The 15677-nt window shown below is 41.4% G+C and carries 9 protein-coding genes and 1 pseudogene; 3 read left to right on the top strand and 7 right to left on the bottom strand.

The genetic code is table 11. The features are described 5' to 3' along the window. Positions 1–99: 99 nt before the first annotated feature. Positions 100–1692, bottom strand: a complete 1593-nt coding sequence (locus tag NCWK1_RS05370; protein WP_096580941.1) for a general stress protein — start codon at positions 1690–1692, stop codon at positions 100–102. 637 nt (positions 1693–2329) lie between these two features. Beyond that, positions 2330–3007, bottom strand: a complete 678-nt coding sequence (locus NCWK1_RS05365) for a M23 family metallopeptidase (RefSeq protein WP_103123995.1) — start codon at positions 3005–3007, stop codon at positions 2330–2332. A 559-nt stretch (positions 3008–3566) separates the two neighbouring features. On the opposite strand from NCWK1_RS05365, the gene NCWK1_RS05360 reads away from it, so the two are divergent. Next, on the top strand, positions 3567–3953 hold the full coding sequence (locus NCWK1_RS05360; RefSeq protein ID WP_096580937.1) for a hypothetical protein: 387 nt from the start codon (positions 3567–3569) through the stop codon (positions 3951–3953). Here NCWK1_RS05360 and NCWK1_RS05355 read toward each other — a convergent pair. From NCWK1_RS05355 to NCWK1_RS05340, 4 genes are all read right to left on the bottom strand, one after another. Beyond that, the gene (locus tag NCWK1_RS05355; protein ID WP_103123994.1) at positions 3950–5194 is read right to left on the bottom strand and encodes a glycosyltransferase family protein; all 1245 of its coding nucleotides are present in this window, start codon (positions 5192–5194) and stop codon (positions 3950–3952) included. The genes NCWK1_RS05360 and NCWK1_RS05355 overlap by 4 nt on opposite strands. Before the next feature lie 82 nt (positions 5195–5276). Next, a complete protein-coding gene (gene gntT / locus NCWK1_RS05350) occupies positions 5277–6635 on the bottom strand; it encodes a guanitoxin biosynthesis MATE family efflux transporter GntT (protein WP_103123993.1) in 1359 nt (452 codons plus the stop codon). 245 nt (positions 6636–6880) lie between these two features. Further along, a complete protein-coding gene (locus NCWK1_RS05345; protein WP_103123992.1) occupies positions 6881–9817 on the bottom strand; it encodes a zinc-dependent metalloprotease in 2937 nt (978 codons plus the stop codon). 584 nt (positions 9818–10401) lie between these two features. Further along, complete coding sequence (locus NCWK1_RS05340; RefSeq protein WP_245894845.1) at positions 10402–12318, bottom strand: cytochrome-c peroxidase; 1917 nt, start codon at positions 12316–12318, stop codon at positions 10402–10404. A gap of 395 nt (positions 12319–12713) precedes the next feature. On the opposite strand from NCWK1_RS05340, the gene NCWK1_RS05335 reads away from it, so the two are divergent. Next, entirely contained in the window at positions 12714–13640 is a 927-nt protein-coding gene (locus tag NCWK1_RS05335; RefSeq protein WP_103123990.1) for a DMT family transporter, read from the top strand. Between the two features lie 182 nt (positions 13641–13822). Continuing rightward, the gene (locus NCWK1_RS05330; RefSeq protein ID WP_103123989.1) at positions 13823–14233 is read left to right on the top strand and encodes an alpha/beta hydrolase; all 411 of its coding nucleotides are present in this window, start codon (positions 13823–13825) and stop codon (positions 14231–14233) included. Here NCWK1_RS05330 and NCWK1_RS05325 read toward each other — a convergent pair. Then, positions 14230–15614 (bottom strand): annotated as a pseudogene (locus NCWK1_RS05325) (IS4 family transposase). The gene NCWK1_RS05330 and the pseudogene NCWK1_RS05325 sit on opposite strands and share 4 nt — an antisense overlap. Between the last annotated feature and the right edge of the window lie 63 nt (positions 15615–15677).

The following is a 15677-nucleotide window of genomic DNA, read 5'->3' as shown; positions in this document are numbered from 1 at the left end:
GTTTAATTAGTGATAGATATAGTGGACACGAAGGATTTTTGACTGGCGATCGCACCCATAATTACAAACAAGCAAGTTAGGATTGACAACTAACTTTGGTTAGAGTGTGTCATCACGACGATCAACAATTGTGACGGTAGGATCTTGATGATTGCCTGTTACTGGATGATGAGTGTGACCAGTTTCGATAACTGGGGTTTCTTGATGTCTTGTCCAGTCCAAACCTCGATGAGCTTCTGGATCGATATCGGTAGCGTCAAAGATGCCAAAGTCTTCAATTCCCCGACGTTGCAGGATGGTTTGAGCGTGTTGAATTTCCGCTTCTGTACCGTCAACCATGACTAAGTAATCGCCGCGTTGGAAGCGATCGTTATACACTCTGGCGCGGTCTTCGGGAATGCCTAAACCAACTAACGCGCCAACTAAACCACCTGCGGCTGCACCAATCGCCCCACCAGCAATAGTTGTGGCTAAGGCTGTCGCCACTGCACCACCAGCAATTACAGGGCCGATTCCGGGAATGGCTAATGCACCTAAACCAACTAATAAGCCGCCTAAACCACCTAATGCACCACCTGTAGCTGCACCGGCTTTAGCACCTTCATCGGCTTTATTACCGACACCAGCCATACCATGACCGTCTGTGTCTTTGGCGATGAGTGAAACGCGATTCATAGGAAAGCCAGCATCACGCAGTTCGTTCAGCGCGGCTTCTGCATCACGACGGTGGGAAAATACACCCACGGCGCGGCGGTTTTGGTGCTGGTGTACAGGTGTTGTTGAGTGGCTGCGGGGGTCAAAAATTTGCCACTGTTGAATTCTATGGCGATTGAGAATGGTCGCAGCACGATTGATTTCGTCATCTGTACCACTGACTGCAACGATGTAATCGCCGTGATTGATACGCTCGTTGTAAAAGCGAGTACGGTCATCTGGTAATCCATAGCGAATAGCATCCAAGCGATCGCTAAAATTCACGCCTTTTAAGGCATCTTGATTGACAGACTCCCGATGAATTAAGGAAATTTGGCTCAGGGGAAAGCCTGCGACTCGTAAATCATTAATTGCGGCTTCTGCATCTTGCCGCAGATTAAAGTAACCTAGAGCGTGTTTGCTATAACCAGTTTCCCGATGAACTTCATGGGTATGGGGATGGTCGTAAATACCATATTCTTCAATTCCCCGACGATGGAGGATGGCTTCTGCTCTAGCGATTTCATCATCTGTGCCATCTACGATGACTAAATAGCCGCCTCGTTGGACGCGATCGTTATAAACTCTGGCGCGTTCTTCGGGGATTCCTAAACCAATTAAGGCACCAATTAAACTACCAGCTACTGCACCAATACCAGCCCCAGCAATAGTAGTGGCGATCGCAGTTGCTGTTGCACCTGCCAACATAATTGGCCCAATACCAGGGATTGCCAAAGTGCCAAGACCAACTAATAAGCCTGTTAAACCACCTAAAGCGCCGCCTGTAGCTGCACCAACTCTCGCACCTTCATCAGATTTGTCGCCGATGCGATCGCTGACTTGGGTACCAGCAATATCATCTTTGCCGTCTGCATCTCTGGCAATCACAGAAACTCTATCCATCGGAAAGCCAGAATTTCTCAATTCATGTAATGCTTCTTCGGCATCTCTACGATTAGAAAATACGCCTATAGACCGTCTCCGTACACCAACAACCATTTTAACTTCTCCTATTAAGTAAAATCTTGTGATTACAATTTTATTGAGTTCAATACTTCTATTCCTATCCTTTTTTGCTAAAATTTTCCTCAATCCCTCGGAGTAAGTTTCTTCTCTGTCATCAGATATACGTCACTGTATAATTAGTTGGCAAAAAATATTTTTTAGTTGATTAAGTAGGTCGGCATAATTAAATATAAAATGTCATTGCGAGCGTTCGCGTTAGCGTCTCGCAGAGAAGCGAAGCAATCCCAGAGACTATGCAATTGCTTTGCTTCCCTTGCAATGAGGGAGGATATGAGATTTCTTTATGCCCATCTATTTAACTAACAACTGTATGTAGTCATTCATTATTTCCTAAGAGATAACAATCCAGTCTTTTTGTTGACATATATACCAAATTATTTGCTGTGACTGTTAGTATGAGAATTTATTTTTTACTGTTATGTTCTAATAATTTTTTAGATTTGAAGATAAAAAATCCCCTGGTTGATACCAGAGGATCAAATTAATATTGCTCTAATTTAGGATGTTTTTCTCTCAAATAGCATAGCAACTTTTACAGTTGTCAATGTGCCAAAATGCCAAAATGTAATTCAGGAGTTAGGAGCCAGGATTCTAACTCCTGAATTATATTTTAATAACCAGAATCGCGCTGATTTTTTGACTCTTGAATAACAATTTTTGACTCTCGGCTGGCAATTTGTTGCTGAGTAAACATTTCTCGTAACACTAAAGCAGGGTCTACATAGTTATTTGCATATTTCAGTCCCCAATGGAGATGCGGCCCGGTGGTGCGTCCTGTCATACCCACACGAGCAATCCTGACTCCAGTGGGAATTACTTGACCTTCCCAAATCTGAATTCCACCAGCCCTATCTATCAAGTAACGCCGACCAGATGTAGTTTCTACATGACCTTCCAAATGGCAATAGGTATGTTCCCACTCGCCGGATTTAATAACTATGTGAGTTCCGCAAGCAGTGCGATCGGCCACTTTAACTACTGTCCCTACCCACCAATTGCGAATATAACTACCTTGTGGTGCAGCTATATCTAAGCCGCCGTGAAATTCCCAATTAGACCCACCCGTCGCAGAACGGCGATAACCAAAGGGTGATGTGTATGCTTGAAAGTTTTCTACCGGAAAAGAAGCGGCTAACCAACCATTGCTTCTGGTGGCTGTTCTTTGTTGCACTTCTCTGGCTGTAACCGTTTCTACATTTGACCCTAAAGTGCTGAAACCAACAACACCTAAACCAAATACTAATAGTGTAGCTCCAGAAAGCAATACTTTTTTTGGTCTTTGACCCATTATTTGATTCCTTATTTTCACAGTATTATCTGCAAACTTTTCAGAAAGTCCCGATGATTTAGCTCTTAATTAATGCCAGAAAATGCAATTTTGTTTTTAATTTTTAATTTTGATTATTTATGCTAATTTTTTACATCACAATGTTATTTTGTTTGATGAATTTACTAAAATTACTTGTGGATTAAGGATAATAGCCAAGGCATTGCCTCGATTATGTTATCAGATGTTGGAATTAAAAAATTAGGTTCAAGTGGCAATTTTGCAGATTTTTTACTAGATAAACATATTTTTTACACTATGCGCTTAGTTGCTATCTCTTATCTACTGGTAGTTTGCAGCCATAGGAGCTGTAGCCATACTTATGTATATACGTAAGTAGCACTAGAGAATCAGGAACTGAGAAAAATATTGCCTGCTGACTATTTCCTGTATCTTGTGAACGGTGACTTTTTGCTCTAGATAGTTGAAATCGTGCAGGCATTTATGCTTAAAATTGCTGAGTAGGTCAATTGAGCTTGAAAAAAGGCCAAGATGACCATTTGCAGGACGCACCCAAGCCATGCTGACTGATATATTACCTTTCTCTTTTGAAGTAGATACCGTTGCGATCGCGGGCGCTAGTCTGTGGTCTTTAGCGCTGTACTTAGGTTTTTTCCCGTGTAGTGAATGGGTAATTGAGCAATTGAACCGCTGGTTTAATTTTGCCGAGCGATCGCTTTACACCAGCCAGACGGAATTTGAAAAGACTCGCAAAGCCAGAGAATCTCAAAACGCTTTTTATGCCTCATTATTTAGCATCCTGCCATTTTTAGGCATAGGTACTTTATGTAACTGGGGTGTAGAAATCAGCTTAGGGCGCAGTTGGGCAATTAGTATGGGGATACTGGCTTGTATGGGTTCTGGGATTTATGAACTGGGGCGACGAGATGGTCAGTCTTCAGATTAAGACTCAATTTCCTCACAAACAATCTGCGCTATTTTTTGTGCTGCGCCACTTTCACCGCGAACGCGTCTGAGATTGTGACGCATCGCATCCAATTTTTCTGGATGCGCTAACAAGTCTAATACCATTTCGCCAATTTCTTGCGGTTGCAATTGACCTACAAGTTCTGGGACTATTTCTGATTGCGCCCAGATATTTGGCCATGCTAATAAACCCTTGCGTCGCAGAAATAGCCAGTTAATTAATTTGGCAAATGTTGTACCCAATCCCGGCAAATTCGCTAATAATCCAGGTAGACCATCCCAAGAACGCATAGCATCAAGCTGTTGAGTTGGCAATAACACAAGCATTGGTACGCCTAAAGAACCAAGTTCGGCAGTGTTTGCGCCGACTGTCGTTAAGCAGATACTACATTGCGATAAGATGCTGTATGCAGGATTTTCTTGGTGTAGTTCGATGTTTAATCCTTGATCTGTTTTCAATAACGGGTACTCATGATTTTGTTCTGGCATCACTAAAGAAGCACCAGAAAATTTAAAAGTTTCGGTAAAAGGGTTTTTTCGAGGATCAGCAAAGCTGACTAAGGTTGGTAAATCCAAAGTTGGCGCTACGGGAATGACAAACTTGAGTTGTGGCTGTTTGGTGTGGATGTATTCAGCAATGGCTAAAGTTAAGGGAATTCCTTGGGTGAGTTTTGCGGCTTTTGAACCGGGGAGAATGCCTATGAGTGCTGAGTGCTGAGTGCTAAGTGCTGAGTTTTGGGCTTCTAGCATTAAGTCGCCGACAACTGTAAATTTATGAGCGTATTTGGGGGAGACTTTTTGGGCGACTGTTGGTTTCATTACACCAAAGCGGTCGATTAAGTTATGCCAGCGGGCTTGCCATTCGGCGTAAACCACGGTGCGATATCCAAGTTTTTTGCCAATAATCACCGGAAAAATTTGATCGCCACCCAGGAAAACTACGACACCGTGGCTTCTCCAATCCCAATTGTTATATGTTTTTCCCCAAAGTAAAAATTGCCAAAAATGTTCTACTCCCTGAACTCTATCAACTTCTGGGTAGGATAATGCGATCGCAGCTTCTTTACCACTAGCATTTGGGCAAGGTGATAAGACTACAGAAATTCTGACTAAAGAACGGTCATCTCCTAGTTGTTGGCGTAATGCTTGGACAACTGGGCGCACCCAGGTTGTAATTTCTCCAGGGCCATTGGAGAGAATGAGAATATCTACTGGAGTCATGATTTATGGCAAAAGGCAAAAGGCAAAAGTAACAATTGTTTTTAATATTAGTAGTATATCTGCGTGCAATTTTCTGCTTTAACTAACTAGATGGTAGTGGTTGCTGATTTTCGAGAGTTGGGCTACCAAATGTGCGGGGTATTTGTACTGCCAATACTGTTAAATTAACTGCCATATAAGCTACCAGCGACATCCACAATAGTTGGTTATTGTGAAGATACGAAGCTGTAATTGCTACAGGCAAAAAGCCCAATCCAAAGGCAATTAAGACTGCATTACGTAGGGTTGCACCTTCTTTTAAGCCGATGAAATAACCTTCCAACATAAAGGCAACGGCTGTTAATCCTAAAAGCGGCAATAACCAAATTGTATAATTACTGATATGTTTGTTGACTTCGGCGTGATTAGTTAACAGCCCAAATACTGTATCAGGAAACAGAACCGATACGGCAGCAAAACCTAATGCAATTACCAAACTGGTTAATATTGAGACAGTCAGTAGTGAACTCATCTGTTCTTTAGCACCTTTGCTATAAAAGTTCCCAGTGAGTGTTTGAGTGGTCATTCCCACACCTTGGACTGTAAACTGACTTAGCAAAGCAATCTGTAATAACAACCCATTCTCGGCTAAGATTTCTGTTCCCATTGCTGCGCTCAAGTTGGTGAAGATGGCATAAGTGGAAATCAGCACAACAAAGCGAATGAGAATGTTACTCTTGAGCGCTACAGTATCTTTCAAGGCTACCCAATCAAATACTTCTTGTATAGCAGCGGGTAAAGTTTGCCAGGGAATACTAAAGCAGGCATATATCACGCCAGTCACTAGCGCCAGATATTGACTAATCGCTGTGGCGAGTCCAGCCCCCATACTTTCCCAACCCCACAGCGAAATCATCAAATAGTCCAAGACCACATTAGAACCGTTACCAATCACAGACATGAGCAAGACTACACTATTCTTTTCTTGCCCCATAAACCAGCCAATTAAGACAAAATTCAGCAGCACGGCTGGCGCTCCCCAAATTCTGGCTTGGAAATAATCAGCCCCAGCAATTTCAATGTCTGGGGAACCGCTGAGAATTGTAAAGCCAAGTTTTTGTAATGGGTATTGTAGGGACAGAATTAATAAGCCCATTCCCAGCGCAATTAAGCCACTACGTATCCCAGCTAAGAGTACGGCTTTGTGGTCATCGAGTCCGACAGCTTGTGCAGTCAGCGCATTCACACTAGAACGCAGGAATTTCAAGACTCGGTAAAGGTAGTCAAAAATAATCGTTGCTAAAATAACTCCCGCCAAGTGACGGATATCTGCCAAGTGTCCCAAAAAGGCGATGTCTACCAAACCTGCTAGGGGAACCATCATGTTGGATAGCATACTAATGCTTGCCAATTTGTAAAAGCGAGGCAAGAAGTTGTACTTGGGTGAGACCTCAATTGTCATAGATTGTTGTCTTTACTGGAATTTATCTTTCAATACTGTTCAATTTCTTCTTAGATTCCCCAACCCCCCTTTAAAAAGCAGGCGGGGGATATTAAGTGAACTGTATTGATTTACATTCCAGTCTGTACTATTTCATTAAGAAATGACATACGGTAATCAGATTTGATTTGTGAAAATTGGATTGGCTCAGATCCCCGACTTTTTTGAAAAGTCGGGGATCTTTTTGTGTAAAGAGTTTAGCTTCTTCAATTTCCTTGTAATTGTGCATTCAAGGCTTTGGCAATGCGATCGCGTGTTTCGAGAATATGAGCTTTGCTATATTCATCGTCAGAACTGACCTGAGCCAGTTTTTCATCTAATTGCTTGAGTTTGTACCAAGCTAAAGTCCGCGCATCTTCTGGGACGGATTCTTTACGCAACACCATACCAATTAAGAGATTCAGGTATTCTCGTTGCAAACCTCGCCGCATACTGGAGATTTGCAAAGCTGACCTTTGCGGTTTGATGACTTCTGTCCAAATACCTGATTGAAGTGTATCAAATAATTCTGGCAGTGACAGTGCTTGTCCTGATTGGGCTTTGAGTTCTAAATCTTTGAGACGGTTGAGGCGATCGCCTGAGAGTAAATCTCGCAAAACCGCACTCTGTAAGAATAAAACCAACTCGTGAATCGGATAATCTAAACGCCCAACGCGGGGATAGCTGCCCCAGTGTCGCCAACGTGAAGGTGCTAATTTATTCAACAAATCTGGGGAAAATTTTAAGGCATCTTCGGCAAACACATACTTTTGTAAGGTTTTTAAGGCTTGGCGTTGTTCTTCTACGGGGACTGGTTGAAATGGTAAACGATTTTGTCCACTCAGTTTGCTAGAGTCGGCATCACCGCCTTTGATGCGGTAAAAAGACTGTCCGCCAATATATTTACTCACATAATAAATTTGCTGGAAATAATTGCCTAACACTGTACTAAAGCGTTCACTGACATCGCTATAGCTTTCTCCGGCTGTGGGATAACCTTTGTTCAGACGATCCCACATCACCCGTGAATTATCTAACTGCCATTGGGAATAAACCAGTACGTTGTTACTATTGTCCCAAGCATCGGCGGTGGGGTCGAGGTCGTACACATCCTCGTCTGTGGAATAACTCAACTCTGGCTTATAAGATTGGTTGGCAATTTCCTGCAACAATGGTTTTTCGGCAATGGGAGTGGTTGCTTGGGTGGAGATATAACCATATTGAATTGCCCAATCATCATAAGCCCCCACCGCACTCGGAAAATAATCACCCTGCTTTGTGCCTTGGGGTGCAATATTTGGCGGAATGTAATCCATTACAGAAGCAGTCAAACCTTTATTGTGGGTGACATCTTTATTGTTCATCTCCTGGGGTGGTAACAAAGTACTACCCCGGAAGTTATGCCGCAAACCAAGGGTGTGACCGACTTCGTGGGCAATAATTAACCGTAAATATTGATTAATATATTCTTTTACTTGGTCTTGGCTGGGTGTACCGTCTTTTAACAGCGTCATTGCCAAGGAACCAAAGGCAAATTGATTAGCTGCTTCCATGCCATAACACAAGTCATACTCCCCAGCTAGTTTGGATAAATTTCGCAATAACCCGTTTTGTTCTGGCTGGGGAGAATTTTGGTCTTTGGCTGCTTCCCCGCCGCAAAGAAAGCGATTTTGCATCCATGCTGATAGGGAGGTGCGATTTTGGTTGGCGTTAGGTTGGACAATTTTGCGATACTCGCTCTTCAATGCCCGCACAAAACTAGCATCAACTAAAATGTCTGCATCTAAAATTTCTCCGGTTAGGGGGTTAACGCGGGATGGCCCCATTGCAAAATAACCATCGACTGTGTTTATCCAGCGAATTGTATTGTAGCGAATATCCGCTGGCTCCCAGGTGGCGTTATCTGGCATTTGTTTGGCTTCAATCGCATCTTTAAATCCGGCTTTGAGAAAAGCTTTATTCCACATTAAGATGCCTTCTTTAATGGCATCACGATATTCTAAAGGGACTGCATTATCAATCCAGAAAACAATTGGTTTTTTGGGACGGGAGATTTTGGCTTTGGGGTCTTCTTTTTCTAAATTCCAGCGATTGACATAACGCACAAAGGGGTCGCCGCTGTCTTTGGTTAAGTCTTGATAAGCGGTGATGAAATAACCCACTCGTTCGTCGGCTAAACGTGGGCGGTAATTATTATTGGGTAATTGTGAAAGACTGTAGTGGACGCGTAAAGTAAAGCCACGGTCGTCAGCGAGGGAGGCGAAATTCAGCCGTTGATTATCTCGACTACTACTACTTCCACTAGAGAAATTTAATACCGACTCAATTTCGACGTTCTGGGGAAAAGCTTTCGCCTCACCAAAGTATGATTGGTCTGTAGTGGCGGTCACACCTAAACTTGCAGATAATCCGGCTAAGTCGGAAAGGAGTAAATCACTGAGGTCGATGAGGATAGTTTTGCGTTGGGGATGAACGCTTTTGATTGGTAACATATAGAGAATTGAATCGCTAAATGACCGAGCCAGCGATCGCGCTTGTGGATCTCCATCCCGCGTGCGAAAATTAACGTTGCGAACAACAAAGTGTAATTTGTCGCCTACCCGCTGCCAATAAAACAAAAAATCTTGCAAAGGTATACCGCTATAAATACCTCGTTCGCCAATTCCCGATTCTAATGTGGCAGTTGCTAAATAATTATTATTTAACTGTTCTAGTTTAATTTCTAGGTAAACTTTATTCTTTTTAGAATTGCGATAGAGAGTAAATAGTCCCTCTTTTTTTTCAGCATCTTTAATTACTTCATCAAATGCTTCTAAATCATCTTTAGCTGCTGGTTTCGCAGGATTATTTGGCTTTTTTTCTGGTTTATTGCTGGGTTTACCCACTTCTAAAAAGGGTTGTTTTTCTGCTTGCTTGATATTTTTGACGACCCAAGTAAATGGTTGAATTTGGACTTTTTTATCTTGATTAATTACCCAAACTTGCGGCGATGGTAATTTTTTCCAGGTAGGTTCTTGGCTATTTTTGCTGCCTGTAATTTCTGCAAGCTGGTTAACATTTAAAGCTTTATTGTCTTTGTTAGTCCGTAGAGACTCAGCATTAGCCGTTCCTATTCCTAATAATAAACCTTGCAACAAAATTACATAAAAAGTTACTTTATTCATTTACTTTAACCCTGATAAAGATTATGAGTTAATTTTTAATTTTTACCAATAAAATTTTTGGCTGCCATCAGTAGAAGCAACCTAAAAATTCCTGAAGTTGTCTGATATTCTCTGGCAGACTTTTGGCTTCAGTTTTGAGAGATATTATGCAGTTATGTATTATTTTTCTTCACAATTCCTTAGCGAATAAATAGTAAGTATGATTGTGTCACCCGCTGAGTAAAGATAATGGTAAAAAATACACAATTTCGGCAAAAACTTTTAAAAAATATAATTTTCCTGATAAATAATTAACTTTGAAAGCTAAAACTAAAGTTTATCCTCAATATATAGTCTCTCACTGCCAGAAATTTAGCTGTTACTAAGTACTTTCGTCAATAAGATATACATACTACTTTATACTTCTATCTTTTACCATCTCGAAACTAGACTCGACAATTAAAAATTAATAATTTTTTAATATTAAATTCTATAGATAGTAATAAAAGATGCAAATATTTCAACAACCGTTTTCTACAGAAAACCCCTGTAGACATACAGGGGTAGTACGAAAATATTAGTGAATTGCAAAACTAGCTAATTTACTAATCTTCCAAGAAATTAGGTGTACCATTGCCACCAAACTTACCCACAGCAGGAATTTCTAGGAAGCTATCTGTAGCTTTGCCTGTACCATCGTCAGTGACAGAGGTAGAGTCGCCTGGATGTCCATTGAGAACGAGCAATTGTGGATGGTCAAAAGGAGCTTTTTCATCGCGAACTCGCTCATCAGTCAAGGCTTGAAGAAACGCCACCAACTGAGCTTTCTCCTGTTCCGTTAAATTTAATGGGGCAAGGGCGCTTTGCTGACGAAAGTCTCCGCCACGATTGTAAAAGTCCACAACTTGTTGCAAAGTCAAGTAGCCACCATTATGGAAGTAAGGTGCTGTAAGTTCGATGTTGCGTAGTCCCGGTGTCTTGAAACTACCATCTGCAAGTAATAAGTCATTGGCAGTAACAAGAATATTAGGGTCAGAACCAAGCAATTGCTTAAACGTCCCTAACAAAGATAATCGCGATTCTGACAGTGGATTGCCAAAGGGATCATTACCACCAACACCAACATCTTCGAGAGTTGGTCTTACACCAATATTGAAGAAGCCATTGTCAAAGACAATTCTGCGGTTCGGGATATTAATTATCCCGATACGTTGTTGCCGCACAGCACTAACTGAAGCTCTTGTGAGTTCTGCGCCATTGTGACAAGTAGTGCAGCGAGCTTTGCCTTCAAATAATAGTTTTCCTTGCTGCTGCTGTTCGTTGAGGGCAGTGGTGTCTCCTTCTAAGAAGCGATCAAGAGGTGTATCGTCAGCAATAAGTGTAGACTCATAGAGTTGTACCGCTAGTCCAAAGAACAGCGGGAAGTTGTACTCCATGAGTGTGTACTTATTATGTGGTAAGGAGCCGTTTGGTTTATCACTGAAATTTTTGCTACCGTTAGCATTCACTTGAATGACGCGATTAGATTCCCACCATTCATTTTTAAATGCTTGGGCAATTAATTGTTCATAGGTTGAAGTTTGCAGTCCAGTTTGAGGTGATCTACTATCTGTGCCTAATACGCTATCTTCTGGATGTACTATCTGTTTAGCTAGTGGTCTTAGGGGAAGTAATTTTTTCGCCGTCTCTCTAGGTAGTTTCTTACCTTTGCCCACACTGTAAGATTTATGGTCAATTGCCCCAAACTTATCACCAATTTCTATAAAGGTGCGACCATCAGCCGACATCTCAAAAGCACTGATTGGCGGGCCGACAGATTGGGAAGCTAACGACGCATGGTTGAGGCTAACTTTTACAGATTCCAGATGGCCAGGAGTAGTGGCTTTATAAATATAAGCATTGGGATCTCTTAACCCAAATTGATTTACTCCATTGAAGATTTCCTGCGCTCTACCGTCCCAGAAGTTACGGAAGTTAAATACAGAGTCAATTACGGTTGGTGTGTTACGCGGTTCAACACGGCGCACATTTGTACCGTTGACGTTAAACACTGGATCTGGCAAAAAGTTAACTTGATCTACCGGATTACCAGGCGTAGCATTCACAAACTCGCTGTTGAATACACCTTGGGACGACACAATATCATTAGTCTGGACGGGAAAATCTTCTGGCTGGAGTTGATAGTTAGGTGCGCCACCAACATCAAAAACTGTATCTGGGTTTGCTGTTTTATCGGTGTTAACTCGCAATAATCCAGGGGAAATCTGATTTTTCGATCTATTGTCAGCACCAGCATGGAAGTGACAACTTGCACAGGCGGTTACACCATCGCTCCCCACTTGCATATCCCAAAACAGTGCTTTTCCTAACTTAATAGCGGCGACTTTGTTTTTTACGAAGTCTGTGAGGTTGTCAGGTTCTGGTACTGTAACTGTTTTGAGGGAAGCCAAGGGTGGTGTAACTTGTGCTGATACGGTGTTGCCGGCAATGATGGCGACTGTGGCGATCGCTCCAATGATCATCACTTTTTGCCACCTAGATCTCAGCCGTTTAGATTGCAGAGATTTAATTTTTTGCCTGTTTCGCCATCTACCCTTGAAACTCAGTAGAAAGTATGTAAGTAGGCTCGTTATCACAAGCCCAACAATAATGACAGGTATAATTGCCATGTTTTTTAGTAAAAAACATCAAGTAGATTTAACCAAATTTTATAGTAAGCTATTAGCCTGATATTGACCGCGTAACATTGATTTAACTTTATCAAGCTAAAAAGATTACATTAAAAAAGTTGATTGAATAGTAATTACTATATGGATGTATAAAAGTGCTTCTGTCTTGTGGGTGTTGTTTCTTCTCTACAAATGACCATCTATTGTGAGTTCTGCACTAGCAATTAGAGTTTTGTTACCATAACTGAATGTCATTACATCAAAATTCTGGCCGCTGGCGTTTAGGGCTGGCATTATCGCTTCTAACTGTTTTCTTGTGGGGAATTTTACCAATTGCGCTGGCGGTGATAGTTCAAGCGCTGGATGTCTATACGGTGATTTGGTTTCGCTTTTTAGTATCGTTTGTACTACTGAGTGTATATTTAGGGGTACGTGGTGAATTACCAAAGTTAAAACAATTACCTGCCGCTGCTTGGAAATTGTTAGCGATCGCTACACTGATGTTAGGGGCTAATTATTTCTTTTTTATGCAGGGTTTAGCGTTGACATCTCCTGCAAATGCAGAAGTGCTGATTCAATTAGCAACTTTGTTATTAGGCTTAGGTGGGTTAGTTATTTTTCACGAACGTTATACACTCCGTCAATGGGTTGGTGTGGGTGTACTGATTTGTGGTTATGTGGTATTTTTCCATGACCAACTTGCTAATTTAATTACCGCACATGGTACATATATTTTTGGTAGTGGTTTGGTAGTGGTAGGTGCATCTGTTTGGGCTATTTACGCTTTAGCACAAAAGCAGTTGTTACAATCTTTATCGTCACCCAATATCATGATGCTGATTTATGGAGGTGCAGCTTTATTATTTACACCTTTAGCAAAACCAGACACTATTTTAAAACTGAATAATTTGCCGTTGGGGATGTTAATTTTTTGTGCTTTAAATACGTTAATTGCTTATGGTGCTTTTGCGGAATCATTAGAACATTGGGAAGCATCGCGTGTTAGTGCTGTGCTAACTTTAGCGCCGATTGTGACATTAATATCTGTTGAGTTAGTGGCAATATTAGTACCTACTTTAATCCCTGCGGAAAATATTACAATTACTGGGATGGTTGGGGCTATTTTAGTAGTAGCTGGTTCGATGGCGATCGCTTTGGGGAAAAGAGTTGAATAATTTAATGCAAAACTACATCACCTATACCGATGCAGAGTAATTGCTGATTTGTTATGATTTTTGCGAGTATGTCTTGTTCGTAATTATCCCTACAAGCTTAAAAACTAACATTATTAATAGGGTGCGTTAATCAATACCAAAGCCAACATCCAGTGAAACAATATCACCAATAAAGTTGAGCGATGAATAGTTTATTGAGTAATTGGTTTAGCACCCTGAAAAGCAAATCGCTCTTGTTATTTATATCAACATTGTTACTAATATTGGGAATTAATCAATCTGTAAAAGCAGCAGAACGAGTTTATATTTCCTATTCATCTGTAGAATTTTCTGTTTCTGTTGCTGCGTTAGAAAATTATGCTAAAAAAGGTGTAATTAATGATGAATTAGCGACTTATCAAAAGTATATTCCTGCAAAACAATTTCAAGAATTACAGCGAATTTTAATTACTCCTGTAAAATCTAGTCCGGCGGTAGTATCGCAATTTCTCTCGACACCACAAGGAGAATTTTTAGTTAGGCGTTTTATAGAAGTAATTCACAATAAAGCACCGCAAACGCAACCGATATTAGAAGCTGACTTTTCCCGTTAAGTCTCTTTTGCAAGCTGCCAACCTTCACAAAGGTCGTGTAATTTTAACCAACCTCGCCACAGCACCTGAATACCAATGGGTGTTTTACTTCGATGTTCTAAGTAGCCGCCAAGACGGGCAATGACTTCAACAGCCCAGCTAACTGTTAATACTTTGGGAAGTTTGGGGGACTTAGCTTTTAAAATCTTAAGTTCAAGGGGGTTAAGAATCTCAATGGCAGGAGAGTCAGGTTGAGTGCGGTGTAGATAAGTTAGTTGCAACAGTTCTACCGCAATCACGCTCAAGAAACCAATGAGAACTTTCATCCCATCAGCAGCAAGTCTGTATTTTTCTACCTGACATCCAGACTTGAAAATTTTATGGTATTCTTCCACACGCCAACGATACGTATACCAACGTAAAATTGTAGAAGCCATCTGAATATCTGCAATAACTTCTGTTGTTAACAACATCCATTCCACAGGTGTTTCGCTTTCGGGACAATCAATTTCTGTGGCATAAACAGCATACACAGATAGCGGGTTACGGTTATCAAAACGATAAGGAGTACGTAGATTGACCGGACAAAATCGTATAGCTAGTTTGGTTTGACGAGCAGTACGCTGGCTCGTGGATGGTAATTCAATTTTCTGTTCAAAACTAATAGGTTGAGCTTCTAACTTCGACCACAGACGTTCGCTTTCGGAATCTAAACTACGGTTATGAGCCGCACGAACTATGATTCCAGTGTGTTGGAGTTGGCGAAGTTGATCAAAAACTTTTGTAATATCACCTTCGCGGTCGAAAACATGAATCACTTGTGTGTGCTGGCTTACAAGCTTTTCTACAGTGGTTAGAGCTTCTACCCACTTATAAGATTCTTTCTGTTCAAAAGGGCGGTTTCGGGCTTCTTTACGTGCTGCTGCTTGCCTTTTTTTCTTCTGTGTCGGTGTTTCATCTTTCGGTGGCTTGTGTTTCGGCTCACGATTCCAAAGTTTTTGCCATAACAGACCTATGGATTGACCTTTCTGAGGCTCTATCGCTAAGGCACTGTGTAATATTAAACCATTACCCCCTTTACCAATTGGGCCGTAACCTTCTTTTTTCACCTCAATACTGCCATAATCTAGAAAAGTTGTGTCTCCAACACACAGCACTATGTCGCGTTCTGCAACATTTTCTGCCGTCATCTGACAGTGCGGCTCAATCACGCTGGAAAATTGCACTTTTGGGTTGGCAAAAACTCATAGGCTCTCTTGAGTACCGTTCCATTGCTGAAGATTTCTGACAGTGCTTTCCCAAATCCAAGGCTTAGAGCATACCCAATTGACATTGCGCGCTCATTCAATCGGCGATCTCCCAGAGATATGGTTGCAAAATTCTTCTCCCACCAGTCCAGCATTGCTTGTTACCTTTAGTACCCGATGACAATTAATTTACCGTATATGCTGTGCTGTTCTTCAAG

It is taken from the genome of Nostoc cycadae WK-1, from assembly GCF_002897135.1.
GTDB lineage: Bacteria > Cyanobacteriota > Cyanobacteriia > Cyanobacteriales > Nostocaceae > Nostoc_B.
The sequence above is the reverse complement of the archived record's forward strand: the minus strand, read 5'-3'. Positions and strand labels throughout refer to the sequence as shown.